General features: G+C 42.0%; 13 protein-coding genes, 1 pseudogene and 1 riboswitch. Of the genes and pseudogenes, 3 read left to right on the top strand and 11 right to left on the bottom strand.

The window, feature by feature from the left end:
* Positions 1-256: 256 nt before the first annotated feature.
* The 6 genes from metH to prsW form a co-directional block, all read right to left on the bottom strand.
* A complete protein-coding gene (metH, locus tag E2L07_RS01555) occupies positions 257-3,697 on the bottom strand; it encodes a methionine synthase (protein WP_010897793.1) in 3,441 nt (1,146 codons plus the stop codon).
* Positions 3,698-3,714: 17 nt separating this feature from the next.
* The gene (locus E2L07_RS01550) at positions 3,715-5,571 is read right to left on the bottom strand and encodes a bifunctional homocysteine S-methyltransferase/methylenetetrahydrofolate reductase (RefSeq protein ID WP_134228653.1); all 1,857 of its coding nucleotides are present in this window, start codon (positions 5,569-5,571) and stop codon (positions 3,715-3,717) included.
* Complete coding sequence (gene metC, locus E2L07_RS01545) at positions 5,568-6,740, bottom strand: cystathionine beta-lyase (RefSeq protein ID WP_134228652.1); 1,173 nt, start codon at positions 6,738-6,740, stop codon at positions 5,568-5,570. The genes E2L07_RS01550 and metC overlap by 4 nt, the downstream gene beginning before the upstream one ends.
* Complete coding sequence (locus E2L07_RS01540; protein WP_134228651.1) at positions 6,737-7,873, bottom strand: methionine biosynthesis PLP-dependent protein; 1,137 nt, start codon at positions 7,871-7,873, stop codon at positions 6,737-6,739. The genes metC and E2L07_RS01540 overlap by 4 nt, the downstream gene beginning before the upstream one ends.
* A gap of 177 nt (positions 7,874-8,050) precedes the next feature.
* Positions 8,051-8,160: riboswitch (SAM riboswitch) on the bottom strand.
* A 109-nt stretch (positions 8,161-8,269) separates the two neighbouring features.
* Positions 8,270-8,431, bottom strand: a complete 162-nt coding sequence (locus E2L07_RS20710) for a hypothetical protein (protein ID WP_166740002.1) — start codon at positions 8,429-8,431, stop codon at positions 8,270-8,272.
* Positions 8,432-8,491: 60 nt separating this feature from the next.
* Positions 8,492-9,139, bottom strand: coding sequence for a glutamic-type intramembrane protease PrsW (gene prsW / locus E2L07_RS01535; RefSeq protein ID WP_053431375.1), 648 nt, complete (start codon positions 9,137-9,139; stop codon positions 8,492-8,494).
* Positions 9,140-9,359: 220 nt separating this feature from the next.
* Here prsW and E2L07_RS01530 point away from each other — a divergent pair, with 220 nt between their 5' ends.
* Positions 9,360-10,328, top strand: coding sequence for an asparaginase (locus E2L07_RS01530; protein WP_053431376.1), 969 nt, complete (start codon positions 9,360-9,362; stop codon positions 10,326-10,328).
* A 174-nt stretch (positions 10,329-10,502) separates the two neighbouring features.
* Here E2L07_RS01530 and E2L07_RS01525 read toward each other — a convergent pair whose 3' ends face one another.
* The 3 genes from E2L07_RS01525 to E2L07_RS01515 form a co-directional block, all read right to left on the bottom strand.
* A complete protein-coding gene (locus tag E2L07_RS01525) occupies positions 10,503-11,705 on the bottom strand; it encodes a transposase (protein WP_063210481.1) in 1,203 nt (400 codons plus the stop codon).
* A 443-nt stretch (positions 11,706-12,148) separates the two neighbouring features.
* On the bottom strand, positions 12,149-13,207 hold the full coding sequence (locus tag E2L07_RS01520) for a flavin-containing monooxygenase (protein WP_134228650.1): 1,059 nt from the start codon (positions 13,205-13,207) through the stop codon (positions 12,149-12,151).
* 480 nt (positions 13,208-13,687) lie between these two features.
* Positions 13,688-14,875, bottom strand: coding sequence for an IS256 family transposase (locus E2L07_RS01515; RefSeq protein WP_134228649.1), 1,188 nt, complete (start codon positions 14,873-14,875; stop codon positions 13,688-13,690).
* A 144-nt stretch (positions 14,876-15,019) separates the two neighbouring features.
* On the opposite strand from E2L07_RS01515, the gene E2L07_RS01510 reads away from it, so the two are divergent.
* Both E2L07_RS01510 and tnpB (E2L07_RS01505) read left to right on the top strand, forming a co-directional pair.
* Complete coding sequence (locus tag E2L07_RS01510; RefSeq protein ID WP_134228648.1) at positions 15,020-15,973, top strand: arsenic resistance protein; 954 nt, start codon at positions 15,020-15,022, stop codon at positions 15,971-15,973.
* 252 nt (positions 15,974-16,225) lie between these two features.
* Positions 16,226-17,361, top strand: a pseudogene (gene tnpB / locus E2L07_RS01505) (IS200/IS605 family element RNA-guided endonuclease TnpB).
* Here the strand turns inward: tnpB (E2L07_RS01505) and E2L07_RS01500 are convergent.
* Together E2L07_RS01500 and tnpB (E2L07_RS01495) are read right to left on the bottom strand one after the other, a co-directional pair.
* Entirely contained in the window at positions 17,265-17,645 is a 381-nt protein-coding gene (locus E2L07_RS01500) for a hypothetical protein (RefSeq protein ID WP_134228647.1), read from the bottom strand. The pseudogene tnpB (E2L07_RS01505) and the gene E2L07_RS01500 overlap by 97 nt on opposite strands.
* 83 nt (positions 17,646-17,728) lie before the next feature.
* On the bottom strand, positions 17,729-18,901 hold the full coding sequence (gene tnpB, locus E2L07_RS01495) for an IS200/IS605 family element RNA-guided endonuclease TnpB (RefSeq protein WP_134228646.1): 1,173 nt from the start codon (positions 18,899-18,901) through the stop codon (positions 17,729-17,731).
* Positions 18,902-19,177: the final 276 nt, after the last annotated feature.

The following is a 19,177-nucleotide window of genomic DNA, read 5'->3' as shown; positions in this document are numbered from 1 at the left end:
GTGTCTATACGCCAACGCTTACACGTATTGTTTGTTGACCCTTAGCGTTTTTATTCAAAAAAGGAGAAAAAACTTAAGCATTGAGAAATTTGAGCAATGAGCACACGATCTTACCAGCTAGGTGCTTTTTTACAAAGTAAAAGTTATTAACAGCCCGTGCTTGTCGCCACCCTTTAGCAACTTGATCTTTCATACGCGCTCGATTATTTAAAATGAAAAAAGACCTTCTCTGCTTATAACAGAAAAGGTCTTACCTCTATAAAACATTAAAATAGCGAGCCTCAGGATGGGCAAACACCATCGCGGTGACGGAGGCTTCTGGCTCCATCATAAACCCTTCCGTCAACTCAATTCCGATCTTTCCAGGCTTCAACAGCTTAAACAACTTTGCTTGGTCATCCAAGTCAGGGCATGCAGGGTAGCCAAACGATACACGGATGCCACGGTATTTTGCAGCGAAACGCTCTTCCATTGTAAAGTCAGCCGAATCAGGAAACCCCCACTTATCACGCATGAGCTGATGGACACGCTCGGCAAACCCTTCCGCCATCTCTAAGGCTGTTGCTTGGATTAAGTGACTGAATAAATAGTCTCCAGCCTCTTTCGCCTGCTCCCCTAATTCACGAATGCCTTTTCCTGCGGTTACAGCAAGGAAGCCAACATAGTCCATTTCCCCACTGGAAACCGGGCGAAGGAAATCGGCAAGACACAGATAAGGCTCCTTATTCTGACGCGGAAAATGGAATCGCTCGATTTCATTTGTTCCCGTTTGATCATAAATGACAATATCGTCCCCATCCGACTGAGCAGGAAAAAACTGATACATGCCATGAGCTTCCATGAGCTGCTCCTCTTTCACCCGGGTGAGTAGCGCATCAACTTTTTCTTTTAATTCAAGAGCCTTCTCGTCTTTTTCTGCAAGCAGGCGGCTCACTTTCCCTTGTAAGCCTAAGTGACGTCCTAACAACATCTGCATGTTAATATACGGCTCTAAATGGGCAATGCTATGGTGGCGCAAAATGTGCGGCTTCACATCAGGTGGGACCGCTACAGGCACCGTTGTCGAAACATGGGATCGAGTCGGCTTTACCGCAACTGCAGTTCCGCCTCCTCCCATTTGTGTCCTCGAGTTCGCCTGCTCCTTCGCTTCATGGAGGGAGACCGCTAGCTTTTCTCGTTCATCAGGTTTCATTAATTTATTGGCAAGCTCTAACCCGTTCATCGCATCCTTCGCGTAGACGACGAGACCATCATACTCTGGAGCGATTTTTGTATTCGTAAATTTCCGCGTAAGGGCTGCGCCTCCGACTAAAATCGGAATGGAAATTTGTTGTTGCTTCAAATCTTGGGCGGTAAGTACCATTTGTTGTGCTGATTTGACGAGCAACCCTGACAAGCCAATCGCATCTGGATTTTCTCTCGCCACCGCTTCAATCAGCTCATTAGAGGTAACTTTAATTCCTAGGTTCACGATGCGGAAACCATTATTGCTCAAAATAATTTCCACTAGATTTTTCCCGATATCGTGAACATCGCCCTTGACCGTGGCAAGAATGATTTTTCCTTTTCCATGATCGTCTGCTTTCTTTTCCATATGTGGCTCAAGGTGGGCGACGGAAGCCTTCATAACCTCAGCGCTTTGCAATACTTCAGCGACAATAAGCTCGTTATTGTTAAACAAACGACCGACTTCGTCCATGCCATTCATGAGCGGGCCGTTAATGATATCAAGCGGATCATCATATTTCGCGAGCGCTTTATCTAAATCTTCTGTCAGTCCGTCCTTTGACCCTTCAACAATGTAGTTTGCCAACCGCTCTTCCAAAGTTAAATTAGAAGTCTCCACTTTTTTCTCTGCTTTTTTCCCTCGATAAAAGGCGGTGAACTCAGCGAGCGTTTCATCTGTCGTTTCAAATAAGAGCTTCCTTGACAATTCTTTTTCTTCATCAGAAATCGAGGCATAACGCTCAAGCTTTTCTGTGTTCACGATAGCGTAATCAAGGCCAGCTTGTGTACAATGGTATAAGTACGCCGCGTTCAGCACCTCTCTTCCGACAGGCGGAAGACCGAACGACACGTTACTAACTCCAAGAATCGTTAAACATTCAGGGAGCTCTTCTTTGATCCTCCTAATTCCTTCCACCGTCTCATTCGCCGAGCCAATGTATTGCTCATCGCCTGTTCCTACCGGGAACACGAGCGGATCAAAAATAATATCGCTCGGACGAATGTTGTATTTGTTTACGAGCAGGTCGTATGATCGTTTCGCAACCGCTAATTTTTTTTCTGCCGTAATCGCCATTCCTTCTTCGTCGATCGTACCAACGACAACCGCGGCTCCATACTTATGGACGAGCGGGACCACTTTTTCAAAACGTTCTTCGCCGTCCTCTAAGTTGATCGAATTAATGATCGCTTTCCCTTGTGAATACGTAAGCGCTTGTTCAATTACCTTTTCGTCGGTGGAGTCAATCATGAGCGGTACCTTCACTTTGTTGATCACGAATTTTAAAAATTCCTCCATGTCCTCCATTTCATCGCGATCCGGATCAGCAAGACAAACATCGATAACGTGGGCCCCTTTCTTCACTTGGGATCTTGCAATTTCTGAGGCTTCTTCATATTTTTCTTCTTCGATCAACCGTTTAAATTTACGAGACCCGATGACGTTTGTCCGTTCACCGACAAATAGTGGACGCATGCTGTCATCGTATAACAGTGGCTCAATTCCTGAGACCGAGTGGGGGTGATCCCCTTTTGGTTGTCTCGGCTCAAATTGCTTCATAACGTCCAAAAGAGCACGAATGTGGTCTGGAGTCGTCCCGCAACAGCCACCAACCATATTCAACCAGCCCTTTTCCGCAAAACCTGCGAGCTTGGCTGCTAATGATTCTGGGGATTCGTGATAGTTCCCCTCTTCATCAGGTAACCCAGCATTCGGATAACAGCTTACAGAGCAGGTCGCAAGGTCTGAAAGAGAACGGAGGTGATCGCGCATAAATTCTGGTCCTGTAGCGCAGTTGAGACCGACAACGACGGGATTCATATGCTCTAATGACAAATAGAACGCCTCGATGTTTTGGCCGGCGAGCGTTGTTCCCATCGGTTCAATCGTTCCAGAAATAATGAGAGGCAGTTTCACCTCTAGCTCTTTTTGCGCTTGGCTCAGTCCTAAATAAGCCGCCTTCACGTTTCGCATATCCTGGCTCGTTTCGAGTAATAAAATATCCGCCCCGCCTTTAATTAGACCTGTAGCTTGCTGGCGATAAGACTCGATAAGTTGTTCGAATGTCGCGCCCCCTGTGACGGAAAGAGATTTCGTCGTCGGCCCCATCGCCCCTGCAACGAATCGAGGCCAATCTGGAGTGGAAAACTCTTCAGCTACACGTTTAGCGATTTTCACCGCGCATATGTTTAACTCCTCTGCTTTGTATCCGAGATCATAATCGTCAAGAACGATATCTGTTGCCCCGAACGTGTTCGTCGCAATGACGTCTGCTCCTGCCTCTAAGTATGCGCGATGAATGTCCTCAACGACATGGGGGGCCGTCTCATTTAAATATTCATTACACCCTTCATACTCTTCTCCGCCAAAGTCATCAGCGGTTAGATTCGCGGCTTGTAACATGGTCCCCATCGCCCCATCAAGGATGACGATTTTTCGCTCTAACTGTTGTTCAAACAACGATTTAGTCATTCTTCTGATCGTCCTTTCTACTTCTGAATCGAGCGTTCTGGCTGTCTGATTTGATGTTGAGTCTCCTTCACATAGTGAGTCAGTTCAACGGTCATTCCGTAGCGTAAAAACGGGGTAATCAAATAGATGCCGTTAAAATAATGAGTCGCTACATCCAATAAAGACTTGGCAATGGCGAGTCCTTCCCGTTCCCCTTTTTGGCGGTCTTCACCGGCATGCGCCATCCGTTCTCGAATCTGATCTGTCAATTTAATACCCGGTACCTCATTATGAAGAAATTCTGCATTTCGACCGTTAATTAAAGGCATGATTCCGATATAAATCGGCTTTTCAATGTGCTTAGTCGCTTCGTAAATGTCCTCGATCTGCTTTTCATTGTAGATTGGCTGGGTCATGAAATAGTCAGCGCCAGCCTCGATTTTCTTTTCCATTCGTTGGACCGCTCGCTCAAGGTGACGGACATTTGGATTAAAGGCAGCCCCCACAGAGAAATTCGCTTTTTGACCTAGTTCTTTTCCTGAAAAGGAGATTCCTTCATTCAATTGCTTGATTAAAGAGATTAGCTGAAATGAGGTCACGTCATAGACCGACGTGGCACCAGGAAAATCACCGACCTTTGTTGGGTCCCCCGTAATCGCTAATAAATCAGTCATCCCTAAGGCATGGAGCCCCATTAAGTGCGACTGCAACCCGATCAGGTTCCGGTCACGGCACGTCACATGGACGAGTGGCCGAACGCCCGCTTGCTGCTGAATAATCGCTCCAAGCGCTAAGTTATCGACACGAGGAGAAGCGAGAGAATTGTCCGCCATCGTCACCGCATCGACTCCAGCATTTTTCAAAGCCGCTGCCCCTTCAACAAACCGGTCGATTGCCAGGTTTTTCGGTGGATCTAGCTCCACGATGATCGAAGGCTGCTTCTTCACTTTTTCCGCAAGTGGCTCTCGAGCCGTCTTTTGCCCAGTAGAGCTCAACGTTTCTTTGATTTCCAACCTAACAGGCTTGCTTACAACAGGCTTTAATCCTTTCACAACTTTAGCGAACGCACGTACATGTTCAGGAGTGGTACCACAACATCCTCCTAGAAGGCGAACTCCTTGCTGCACAAAGCGTTTTCCCATTTCATAAAAATATTCTGGATTTGAATGGTAATACAGCCGACCGTCGCGATAATCTGGTAAGCTAGCATTTGGATAAGCAGAATAGTAGGCTCTGTCCAAAAGTTGAACCGTTTCGAAGGAGCGAAGCATTTGGTAGGGTCCCATACGACAGTTAATGCCGACAAGATCTGCTCCGAGCCCTTCTAGCTCTGCAAACGCCTCTTCTAACAGTTTCCCCCCTTGAAGTACGCCAATTTCTGCGATCGATAAATGAGCGATGACGGGCAAATCCGTTAAAGAACGGGCAAGACTGACGGCCAATTTCGCTTCTTCTAGATCATAAAAGGTTTCCAATAAAAGACCGTCCACCCCTTCGCTTACGAGCGCCTTCATCTGCTCCAAAAACACGTCCTGGACTTCTTGGATTTCTACTTCTTCAAATTGAACGCTGCGAATGCCGCCGATGGTACCGAGGACAAACGTCTCTTGTTTTGCAGCCTTTCTCGCTAATCGAACGGCGGCGCGGTTGATTTCCAATACTTGGTCGTCAAGCTGATATTTTGCTAGTTTCATCCGATTTGCCGCATACGTGTTCGTCTGGATCACATCAGCTCCAGCTTCCACATACGCTACATGGGCTGCCACGATTTTCTCTGGATCGGTCACATTGAGCTCTTCAAAGCATCGGTCAATCCCTTGCTCGTAAAGAAGCGTTCCCATGGCGCCATCTCCGACTAATATGTTCGTTTTCAGCGCTTCGACCAAGTTCGTCATAGATGTTCCACCTTTCCTCGAACGTGAGCAAATGCCGCTTTAAAGTCAGCCATTAGTTCTTCCGGTTTTTCTAACCCGACTGAAAGTCTAAGCAATCCATCACGAATGCCTCTTGCCTCCCGCTCCTCTTTCGGCATCGCGGCATGGGACATTTTGGCGGGGTAAGACAAGATCGATTCTACCGCTCCTAAACTGACAGCAAAAACAGGGAGCTTTACATGTTCCACGAACCTTCGAACCGCCTCTTCATTTTCTAGCTCAAACGATAGCACAGCGCCAAACCCTTCCGCCTGCCTTTTTTGCAATTCGTGTCCTGGGTGATCTTTTAAACCAGGGTAGTAGACTCGCTTCACTTCCGGGACGCCTAGAAGCCATTCGGCGATCTGCTGAGCCCCTTTCTCTCCGTGCTCCATCCGCACATGAAGTGTTTTCAAACCTCGGAGAACGAGCCATACGTCTTGAACGCCTAAAATAGCGCCGAACGAGTTTTGTAAAAAGGCGAGCTTTTTTCCTAGTTCTTCATCCTTTGTCACCGCCAGCCCTGCGACAACATCACTGTGACCTCCAATAAATTTTGTCGCACTATGGAGGACGACATCAACTCCAAGTTCTAGCGGTCGCTGCAAAGCAGGTGTTAAAAAGGTGTTGTCAAGAAAGGTGAGACATTCGTGTTCTTTTGCCAGTGAAACGACCCCGTGAATGTCAGTAATGTTCAACGTCGGATTGGATGGCGTCTCCATATAAAGGACACGGGTATTTGGTCTGATGGCCGCCGCCACTTCCGCCAAGTTTGTCATATCAACAAATGTATGGTCAATTCCAAGCCGGGTTAAAACTTCCGTTACGAGGCGAAAGGTCCCACCGTACACATCTTTCGTTAAGACAACGTGATCGCCCTTTGATAGGAGCATAAACGCTGTGGAGATAGCAGCCATCCCAGAAGCAAACGCAAATCCATGATTGCCTCCCTCAAGCTCAGCAATCGCCGCTTCGAGAGCATCCCGTGTCGGATTACCCGAACGGCTATAGTCATACGTTCCAAACGTATCAAAGTCAAACTGATGAAACGTAGAAGCGTGTTGGATTGGTACGCTTACCGCACCAGTTGCCTGGTCAACCTTATGCTCATTATGAAGTAGTTTTGTTTGCAAGCTGTACTGTTCGCTCACTGTGCTTCACTTCCTTTCACCGCTGACTGCTCGATGACACGGTTGAACGCTTGATCGAGGTCGGCAATCAAATCACCCACATGTTCGATCCCAACTGAGAATCGCAACAAGCGATTACATACACCGTTAGCGATCCGCACATCCTCTGGAATATCGGCATGGGTTTGCGTCGCCGGATAGGTCATTAAGCTTTCGACTCCCCCTAGGCTCTCTGCAAATGAAATGAGCTTCAACGATTGTAAAAACGGGTTAACCCAGCTCTCCGATTGTATGCGGAAGGAAAGCATTCCACCCCGTCCAGGATAAAGAACATCCGTTACTCCTTTATGCTTTTCTAAGTAAGACGCTATAGCCCTCGCATTGTTTTGATGCTGCTCCATTCGCAGAGCAAGAGTTTTCATCCCACGAATGAGCAACCATGAATCAAAGGCTGAGAGCGTTCCGCCAATTCCGTTATGGTAATAGGCGACCTGCTCACATAGCTCTTGTCCTTTGGCTACAATCAACCCAGCGATGACATCATTGTGCCCGCCTAAGTATTTTGACGCACTATGGATGACGATATGGGCCCCTTCGTTTAATGGTTGCTGTAAAAGTGGCGTGTAGAACGTATTATCGACGATCAGCAGCAATCCATATTTATTAGCAAGGGCGGCAAGCTCACGAATATTTGCTTCTTGCATGAGTGGATTCGTAGGGGTTTCAATAAACAGCGCCTTCGTTTTTTCTGTTATTTGCTGTTCTAACGCTGCAAGATTTCGCGGATCAGCATAGGAGAAAGAAAGCCCCCACTTTTTCCAGCCACCTTCAAACAAGCGGTACGTCCCTCCATACAAATCTTGGGAAGCAATAATTTCATCCCCTGATTGAAAAAGAGAAAACACCGTTTGGATAGCTGCCATACCGGAACTACAGGAAAACCCTTGATCTCCGTTTTCTAACGTAGCAATCGCCTTTTCAAGCACTTCTCTCGTGGGATTCCCTGTCCGTGCATAGTCATAGCCAGTGGATTCGCCAATTCCGGAGTGACGATAGGCGGTCGAAAAGTAAACAGGCGTGTTGATCGCACCTGTTCGATCATCCATTCGATTTCCGATTTGTACTAAAGCTGTTTCTAATTCTTTACGATTCATGGTTACTCCTCCTATCCATCTATTGGAAAAATCAGCTCATCGCCAAGTTTTATCGCGAAAGCCTTCATTTTTCTTAAACTATCTGAAAAGTTCGATCTTTTCTGATTGTGTAAAAAAACACCTACCTTCTCGTCATGTAAGAATAAGAAGAAGTAGGTGTTGGATCTCACTCGCTTCCTCTTATCTCTCAAGCAAATAATGCTTGCAGGAATTAGCACCTGACCACAGGATCGCGGCTGGTTGCTGAGGTTTCTTCGGGCCGTTCCCTCCACCTCTCTGGATAAGAATACGAGACACTATTTTGTTTTCAAGACCTTTTTATAAAAATTACAACAATTCTAGCGAAAATGCAACAACATTCTTTCAATTCGTTTATTTTTTCACGGTGCGAATGGATTATTCTGGGGCACCATCAATATAAAGGTGATCTTCGTTGCCACAAATGCATTGTTTAAACCCCGTTTCATACTCTCCTTTTTCGTTTCGATGGCCACGAAGAATGTAGCGTTCACCGCATTCAGGGCAGCGAATGACGACACGGTACCGTTCCTTTGCCATGCTCTCTACACCTCCATTCATTTTCTTCAAAGGTAGACGTATCTACTTCTCTACCTTTCATTAGCGGTCCAGTTGATTAGCCAGTTTTACTTTTTGTATCGCTACCCACCATAATACCAACATAAAGGGCACCATGACAAAAAGAAAATGCTTGCTCCACAATAACAAAATTGCATCATACAAGCTGTGCAGCAAAACCGGGAGAAAGAGCGAGAGAAAGAGCCATTTCTTTCGATGCTTTTCTTCCATTTTTGCTCGTCCTAAATAGTATCCCATAATCACGCCATAAATTGCGTGGCTTGACACTGGAAGTAACGCCCGACCGATCGCGGTTTCCACACCGTTAGCAATTAAGTATAATCCATTCTCCATAGAGGCAAATCCTAACGAAAGGGAAACACCAAATATAATCCCATCGTACCGACGGTTAAATTCCACATGTTTGTAGGCGAAAAAATAAAGCATAAACCATTTGAAAAATTCCTCGAAAAATCCATAAAGAATAAAGGCTTTTAACAAAGGATTCGCAAAGAAACCTTCCGCAAGAAACGCATGTTGGAGCACCATGACTGGAAACATCAGGAGCGCGCCAATTAAAAAGGTTCGCACGACAAAGCCCAAGGTTTGCGAGCCGTATTCATTTTTCAAATAAAAAAAGCATAGAAGCGCCATGGCTGGAGCAATGGCGGCTGTCAATAAACTGAACACAATGTCTCAACCTCTCCGTCCAAACTCACTACCCCCATTGTAAACGTTTTGTAAGGTTCACGAAATGGATTTGCAATAAGAAAGAGACTTTTTTACAGTTGAACAGCTATGTTATGATGATGCTTGTGAACAACTTGGAGTGAAGGGGTACACTTTGTCAGATTCACTTGTCTGGTTTTCACTCAAACAGTATAACCATTCGCCAAAAGGAGAACGAGCCATGAAAAAAGTTTTAGTTATACACACAGGTGGAACGATTGCGATGCATGAAGATGAAAAAGGGGGCGTACAGCCTAAAGAGACAAATCCCCTGTTTGCCACCGTCGAATCGTTAACATCGATTGCCTCGATCGAAGTCGATGATTTTCTCAATATTCCTTCCCCCCATATGACACCTGAGCTCATGTTTCAGTTGGCTGAGCGACTAAAGAGCCGAGTAGGTAATGAATCGTTTGATGGGGTCGTGATTACACATGGGACGGATACGTTAGAAGAAACAGCCTACCTTCTAGATTTGTTACTCGATTGGGAAGTCCCTGTCGTTGTCACAGGGGCGATGCGTTCCAGTAATGAGCTCGGAGCGGACGGACCACACAATTTTATTTCTGCTGTCAAAACGGCTGCTACAGATGAAGCAAAAGGAAAAGGAGTTCTCGTCGTATTTAACGACGAAATTCATACAGCAAAAAACGTCACGAAAACTCATACGAGTAACGTCGCCACGTTCCAAAGTCCACAGTATGGGCCGATTGGGATTGTCACGAAACGAGGCGTTACCTTCCACCACGCCCCTTCATACAAAGAGAGCTATACGGTCTCAAGCATCAATCATCGAGTTGTGCTATTAAAGGCCTACGCAGGCATGGATGGGTCCGTTGTTGATGCGATTGCCGACACGGGAATTGACGGCCTAGTCATTGAGGCTTTCGGACAAGGAAACTTACCACCAGCGGTCGTCCCAAGCATCAAACGTCTTCATCAAGCCAACATTCCAGTGGTACTCGTGTCAAGAAGCGTTAGTGGCATCGTTCAGGAAACGTACGCTTACGAGGGAGGCGGGCGTCACCTAAAAGATTTAGGGGTTATTTTTACGAACGGTTTAAATGGTCAAAAAGCACGATTAAAGCTACTCGTCGCCCTTGAATTGACGACCGATCATAAGAGATTACAAGAAATCTTTTTCAAATAAAAGAGCTAGGCACCATGTTTTATTAAAAGTCGAGCATTTTGCAAAATTAGATTTTTGGGATAAAAGTATAAAAAATAAAGCACTCGACAAATAGCTACCAGCATGTTATTTTACAAAATATTACAATAATCTTGTTTTCGGGCATACCTACAGAATTTTTCACATTGAATTTTTTTAAGCGGCTTTCTTCCCTTTATTTTCCTTTGCCATCGCTAGCGCTGAAACAAGTAATACAATAGCGTTCAGGTAAATATGGGTCTTTACTTTTTCAATTCCCCATACATGTAGGGAGTTCGCCGTAAGGTAGCTTTTCATTCTTGAATTACAGCGTTCTACACTTGTCCTCTCGTTGTAAAGCTCTTTCCAACGTTTTGTATCACGGTGCGGATTGGAATATCGGCGCACATCCTTTTTGATGTCGACTTTTACCACCATTCCATAGTTGGAAGATGAACAGGCTGCCATTCCTAATGGGCAATCCACTTTGCCGGTTGCGTGAGGACATCTGAACTTGAGCTGGTCCTTATCAGCTCCCCAATAAGTCATTTCATAACCCATGGAACAACGCGGAGTTCCATTGGAAGAAATCCCTTCAGGAGGCTCTTTTTCGTTGCGCAAATTGAGCGGGATAATGGCTTGCGCTCCAATGTTTTTGGCTGATTCATAGTTTTTTAGTTGGTCATATCCGCCATCCATGATCAGAAATTCAATTTTGGATTTGGTACGCTCTGCCACTTGCTCTATTAATTCTGGTGCGACTTCTCCATCGTTCACATGGGCAGGGGTTACTTTTATGGCCATTGGCAGTTCGCTTGCGGTATCGACTGAAAGATGCATCTTATAGCCAAACCAGGTAATTTTATTGCCGAAGGAATCATATTTTGCGCCCCAATTGGCATTACCCGTTTGTTCACTACGCTTTTTGGGCTGTTTCTTTTCATAGGCATCAATGGCGGCACTGTCGATGGCCTGGTGGCTGCCGTCAATTATTCCTTCCTCCTGAGCTAACTGTACCAAGTCAAGGAAGATCTTTTCAGCCAGCTTTTTTTTGGTAAGTGCCGCAAAAACCCGGCTGAGAGTGGAGATAGACGGTGCGGGGCGATCAATCGATAAACCGCATTGATAACGGAAACGAAGGTCTTTATCCAATCGATGATGAAGGGCGGTAAAGGTGTCGATGCCTTCGAGTGGGGCAGCGATGAGAGCCCTTAGAATCCCTTCTCTGGAATGACCGTCAGCCCCTCGGGGTGAAGAACTTCTCAACTGTTTAGCATAAGGGCGTAAATCAAGCGAGCTAAAAAAGATAGGTAATTTCTCTTTTGACTCTAATTTTTGCAGTTCTTCAAAGGAAAATAGGCTTTCTTGTAGAATATACAAAGTGACTTCCTCCTTTTGAATTTTTGTGGTTTCGTCACTTCAAAAATTCTACATTTTAGGGGTGAAGTCCTTTTTTATGTCTTTGAAATCCTTATGGCTCTTGGGTCAAAAAATATGCAAAATGCTCAAAAGTCAAGAAAATAATTAAGAAGCCCGATAATAAAATGTTTCATTATAATGTTAAACATTATATAGGGTAAAAAAGAAAGGATAGATGAACAGGAGTTATACCTGCTTACATCTATCCTTTTTGTACAACATATATGATCTCATTTACAACAACATCAAATTTCCTACCATAAATACCATAACCAGTAATCATTTGTTTCTTTAACAATCGCGCCCGATTGCGGAAGATAGGAATTAGGTACTAAAAGGCAACTAGCTTCTTGCACTAACGCACCCCGTTCAGTTTAAGTGAAACATTCACAATAGGTTACATATTATTTATTTTTAGACACATTTGAAATAATTGTTGGAACAAGATACTTTGCATCCAAACTTACTCCACATATCAATGCTGAACCCCGTTGATATTGCCAAGGTAAACCTATAAAATAAAGACCTTTTATATGCGTTATACCTCTTGTATGTATTGGTTTTCCATCATTAGAAATAACACCCTCTATATTAATCCAATCGTAAGAAGGTACGAAACCAGTAGACCATATAATACTAGTGAATTTTCTTCGAGTATTATCTTTAAAATGAACTTCTGCATCATTGACATGGGTTACTTTAGGTTTTACATCAACTTTTCTATTTCTAATAAGTTTTTTAAGTTCCTTTCCGAAAATTGGGTCATTCTGTTTTTGAAACCATTTACCTTTTAGCGAATCTTTTCCTGCAAACAACAGACCAAATATTTCTAACCAACTAAAAACACTTCTTCCAAGAAACTTTAAAGGTAGGAATTTGAATTTGTGTCCAACTGCAATTGTAACATTGTTATCCTTTGCTAATTCCACGGCAATTTGTGCTCCAGAATTACCCCCACCTATAACTAATATATCAGTCCCTTTAACTTCCCTTGGTGAATAATATTCTGAAGAGTGGAGCTGGAAGATACTCGACTCCTTTTTTATAATATTAGGTATAAAAGGTTTTTGAAATGCCCCAGTTGCTACTACTATTTGTTTAGCATTAATCTGTCCACTACTAGTTTCTAAGAGGAATGAACCATTGGACTGTTTACTTAATTTAACTACGTTAGTGTTAAACATTATTGGTAAACCAAAACGCTTTACATAGCTATCCAAATAATCTGCAACATCATCCTTCGTTGGAAATTCTTTCGATAAACCCTCCATCTCCAATTCAGGTAAGCTACTATATCTACGTGGAGTAAATAAAACCAAAGAATCATACCTTCTTCTCCAAGAATCACCTACATGTTGATTTTTATCTAATATAACAAACGGTATATTTTTCTTTTTTAAATAATACCCCATTGCTAAACCTGCTTGACCTCCACCGATAATCACAACTTCACAATTTAGCATCAATTCACTCCTCTCAAAACAAAAATACATTCAAACATTTATTTGAATATAATTATAAATGATTAACAATCATAGTTAAATAATTTTTTAAGTATTCGCCTCCGTTACTTGAATAACTTTACAATCAAATTATGATAAAATTATGTTTGTGTTAAAATTATTTTGGGTGTGTCAATAATTTTGTGTAAATACCCCTGTTTCTAGTAGATAGGTTAGCCCTGCTTATTTTACTTGGTAAAACTTCTATTTTAGGTGAAACACAGAGCCACAGCGGTAGCTGCTTGTCCTTGACCTTGTGCCTTTTCTTAGTTCTTGCTGGTTGGGTTCAGGGACCCAGCCAGCGAGAACTTAGAAAAGGTCGGTCGTGGTACGCTCGGTGTGCGGATGAAGTCCCACATAGGGCTTTATTTTTCCCATCCGCCAACGTACACAACACCACGACCGCAAACAAGGTCAAGGATGGCGGATTGGTGCTAGAGCTTAATATTCTAGTGCTTCAAACATGTGTATCAATTCTGATTTTGCCTTTTCAAAGCCTCGATGACAACGCATGCCAAATTTGTGATTATAGTCTAGAAACCGTGTCACGAGAAAACGTTCTAAGGATTCTTCATTCGGGAATTGTTCTTTGCGTTTGACATATCGTTTGATTTCTTTGTTAAAAGCTTCAATTAAATTTGTCGAGTAGATGCTGCGACGAATGGAAGCTGGAAAATCATAAAACGTTAAGATCTGTTCATTGTTCATCACAGATTCAATGACACGTGGATAGGGCTTTTCCCACTTACTTTGCATTTGTTCTAAGGCTTCTAAAGCTTCTTCACGGTCTTTCGCTTGATAGACAGCCTTGAAATCATCGAGAATGGCTGCGCGATCCTTTACACGTACTTTACTGGAAATGTTTCGAGCGACATGTACACAGCACACTTGATGCTTCGCCTTTGGATAGACGCGATGAATGCTATCCGTCATCCCTGGCAATCCATCGGAAATGAAAAGAAGGACGTTTTCTACTCCTCGCTCATGTAGGCATTGGATGAGTTCTTCCCATACGTGAGAAGACTCTGTTGGTGCAATGGTAAAGTCTAAAACTTCTTTGTTTCCTTCTTCCGTAATACCAATAGCGATGTAGACAGCTTCTTTTTCAACCGTTTGACGTCGAATCGGAATATGAGTGGCATCTAGGTAAATGCACACATAGCGTTCTTCCAGCTTTCGTTCATGGAAAGCCTGCACGTCTTCAGAAACAAGTTGCGTTAGGTTCGAAACCGTTTGTTTGGAATAGTGATGTCCATACATTCGCTCGATAAGATTAGCGATTTCATTTGTCGTAATCCCTTTTTCATAAAGATGAATGACAAACTGTTCCAGCGTATCATTGGAACGCTTATAAGGAGCTATTGTTTGTTGTTGGAACTCGCCATTACGGTCTCTAGGGATACGAAGATGTAGTTCTCCGTATTCGGTTTTAAACGTACGATCGTAAAAGCCATTACGGGAATTACCAGAATGAAAACCTTCTCGATCATAAGGCTCATAGTCTAAAAAGACAGTTAATTCATGTTTCAACAGCTGATTGATAGCTGTTTCCAAATGCTGACGAAAAACTTCTTCGATATCTTGTTTTTGTGCTAGTGCTTCGATTAAATCTGTAGTAAGATGATTCATAGGGAAGACCTCTTTTCTGTGAATTTAGTCGGCTAACTTTATTCTACAGAAAGGGTCTTCTTTTTTCTATGAACATCATTTAGTGCATTTCTATTTACACAAAATATTTTACACTCTCATTATTTTAGTAGGTTGTGATACACAATGAACTTATTCGAAAAGTTATATACTCTTATTATATTTTTAGCAGTTGTTATTGGTATAGGTATAGGACAAATAGAACTCATAAGAGTTAATGCAGAAAGTTTTATTGTTCCTTTATTAGTAGCTATGCTATATATTACTTTCTTACAAATTCCTATTGAAGAAATAAAGAAAGCCTTTAAAAACATCAAGTTTACATACACTTCAGTCATCATAAATTTTGTCTGGACACCTATTTTAGCTTGGCTGCTAGCAATGGTATTTCTAGGTGATAATCCAGCCTTATACATTGGATTTATTATGCTAATGGTCACTCCATGTACGGATTGGTACTTAATCTTCACAGGAATAGCAAAAGGAAATATTGCTCTATCAACGGCTATCTTGCCTTTGAATTTAATCTTACAAGTCATGTTACTACCAATATATCTCCTGATTTTTGGTGGAACCACTGGAGTTATAGAACTAGGGTTTTTAGTAGAAAGTATTCTAATTGTTTTATTCATACCTTTGGTCTTGGCACTTCTAACAAAATTACTTTTTAGAAATAAACAACAATTAAGAGAAAACTTAATATCTAACTCTAGCGTATACCCAATTATCTTCCTAAGCCTTGCAATCGTTGCTATGTTCGCTTCTCAAGGACAATTATTGCTTGATAACCTAGATTTAATGTGGCAAATAACGCTTCCTCTCCTTTTGTTTTTTGTTATAAACTTTATCGTTGGTCAAAAGGTTGGACAGCTTATGAAGTATTCATATTCAGATAGAACTAGCCTAAGTTTGACTACTTTAGCAAGAAACTCACCAATTGCTTTAGCAATCGCCATGACTGCATTTCCAGACCAACCTTTGATAGCCTTAGTTTTAGTGATTGGTCCATTGTTGGAATTGCCTATCTTAGCTATCATCACTCAACTTTTATTATTTATTTCTAAACGTAAAAGTATATAAAAATAAAGAAAGCACACATCAATTTGCTTTATGGTGTGTGCTTCCCTATTACATTATCCTGCTCGTTTTCTTCACAAACTTAGTTACATTTTAACATACAAATCCATTTTATCAGAAAATTAGCGAGAAAACCCCCACTTCCTACGGAGTGTAAAGTGGTGGGATGAATCGCTTTTGCCTTTTTAAAATTCGTCAACTAACCTTGTTCTTGCTAGAATAATAGTAATAAACAGGAATGGAGGTTCGGTTCCCATGGAAATAAACAAAGCATTTAGATATCGTATCTATCCAAACAAAGAACAACAAAACCTAATGAATCGAACCTTCGGTTCTTGTCGTTTTGTCTATAACCATTTTCTTAATATATGGAATGAGACATATAAAGAAACAGGAAAAGGTCTTTCGTATGGTAAGTGTTCAAAACAATTGCCGAATTTAAAGTCAACGTACTCTTGGTTAAAAGAGGTTGATTCTATTGCTGTGCAAACTGCTGTAAAAACCTTAGGTGAGGCGTATGATCGTTTCTTTAAGAAACAGAATGATAAGCCTGTATTTAAAAGTAGAAAGCATCCTGTTCAATCGTACACAACTAAGATGACGAACAACAACATCAAGGTAGATGGTAATAAAATTAAACTACCTAAATTGGGTTGGGTTCGTTTTGCTAAATCTCGCGACATTGAGGGTCGGATCATGTCTGTCACTGTGAGACGTAATAGTTCGGGTAAATACTTCATGTCTGTATTAACTGAAACAGAAGTAACTAAACTGCTAAAAGTAAACAATACCGTAGGTATTGACTTAGGGATCAAAGACTTTGCCTCGATGTCTAATGGTGAAGTGGTCGCTAACCCTAAATACTTACGCAAATATGAAGAGAAACTATCTAAATTGCAACGCGTCCTTTCTCGAAAGAAGATCGGCTCTAGCAACTGGCATAAGAACAAAAACAAGTTGCTAAATTACACGAACAAATCAGCAATATTCGAAATGATTTTTTACATAAACTGTCCACGAAGCTCGTTCGCGAGAATCAAGTGATTGCGCTCGAGGACCTAAATGTATCGGGTATGCTTAAAAATAAAAAGTTAGCAAAGTCCATCGCTGATGCGAGTTGGTCAAAGTTTACAACACTCCTTGAGTATAAAGCTAAATGGTATGGTCGTGAAGTTGTGTTTGTTGACCGATTCTTCCCATCGAGCCAAACATGTTCTCATTGCCAAACGAAGAATCCTAAAGTTAAAAACTTAGGTGTCCGTAAATGGAAATGTGAAAACTGTGATGCAGAACATCATCGTGATTGGAATGCTGCAACAAATATAGAGTTAGAAGGATTGCGCCTTCTAGGGATTTCAACCGTCGGTGTGACGGGGATAGCCTTATCTTGATTGAATCTGGGATGCTTACGAAAAAATATCACTTTTTCACCTTCTAATAAAAGTTGTCTTTCTTCAAAGGTGATTAGATTATTATTTGTAAACTCTTCATATGGAATTCCAGCACTTAATAGCATAGGGTCTTCTGTAAAAATAACTTTTGCATCGGATGTTCTATCTGTCCATTCTTTTCTCTTAATAAACTCTTCTTTATTAGTAGAATTTGATAAAATGATTTTAATTCTTCTCCTTGTACTACTAATAAACTTTTTGTTTTTCAACGTAATACTTTTCATTTGAACAACCCTCCACTTACCAGCCTTACGGTTGCTTGAAGTGAGGGGTTCCTAAGAACACTAACCTAACGGTTTGTTATGGATTAGGCTATCCCCGCAGTTCCTGCGGTTAATCGCAATGCTTCATTACGAAGATTCATACTTGCGTTGATATCCCTTTGGTGGTGACTTTCGCATATTGGGCAAGTCCATTCACGCAAAGCGAGATTTTTAACGTCTTTGTGTTTGTGACCACAAGTGGAACATCGTTGACTTGAAGGAAAGTTTTTCGCTACCGCAACGACTCGTTTTCCGTACCACTTAGCCTTATATTCAAGCATCGTTCTGAATTGTGACCACGATACTTCACTAATCGCCTTAGCAAGACTGTGATTCTTTAACATGTTTTTAATAGTCAAATCCTCAATACCAATGATGTCGTGGTTTTTGACAATATCGGTTGAGATTTTATCTAACATATCTTTTCTTGCATTCGCCATTTTCTCATGAAGTCGAGCTACTTTTGCTTTTTGTTTAAACCAATTAGAAGAACCGATTTTCCTCTTTGATAATATGCGTTGCGATTTTGCTACTTTTATTTCTAATGTGCGAAAGAATTTGGGGTTGGCATAGACTGTGCCATCTGAAAGAGTGGCGAAGTCTTTGAGCCCTACATCGATTCCTACGGATGAACCTGTCTTTCTAAATGGTTCAACTTCGGATTCAGCCAAAATTGAAATGAAATATTTACCCGAAGGATTTCGTCTAGTCGTTGCATTCATGATACGCCCTTCCACCTTACGGCTATTCGCAAAACGGACTAAACCCAATTTTGGTAGTTTAATATGCTTGTCTAACACTTGAATATTTCCGTTTACACATTTCGTTGTATACGACTGAACAGGATTCTTTTTTGACTTAAAACGTGGTTCTCCGTTCTGTTTTTTATAGTAACGAGTGTAAGAATCGTTTACATTTTCGACTGATTTTTGAAGGGCGATGCTATCCACTTCTTTTAAGAATGGATAGTTTTGCTTCAACTCCCGAATAGCTTTAATCGATTCATTCTTATTGAAAAACTTCCCTTTCCAATTGTTTTGAAGAAGCTGACCATTTTGCACCATTTCGTTTACGATAGACCAATAGGCATCTTTATCTTTTTGCTTTCCGACAAAAAAGTTATAGACAAAACGTGAACATCCAATCGTTTTATTAATAAGTTCGATTTGTTTTTGATTAGGATAGATTCTATACTTATACGCTTTTTTCACTAGCATTGACTTTCACCTCCTCGTATCCATTCTATCAAATGAAAGAGTATTTATCGAACGTTCGTTCTATTGTTTTGTCGAGCAATCGAGATGGTAAAAGCCATCCCTTGTCCGAAGGCGATTCTTCTCCCCCTTACCATTGGGCCTCTATAGCCCCTAAATGAACTTGGACAGTAAGAGTAATAAATATTATACTACTTATTGTACCAAGGAGGCTGACATCATGAAACGAACAAGACACTCAAAAGGTTTCAAATTACAAGTCGTAAAAGAAGCCACTGA

This window comes from Halalkalibacterium halodurans, from assembly GCF_004376175.1.
In the GTDB taxonomy this organism is placed as follows: Bacteria; Bacillota; Bacilli; order Bacillales; family Bacillaceae_D; genus Halalkalibacterium; species Halalkalibacterium halodurans.
The sequence above is the reverse complement of the archived record's forward strand: the minus strand, read 5'-3'. Positions and strand labels throughout refer to the sequence as shown.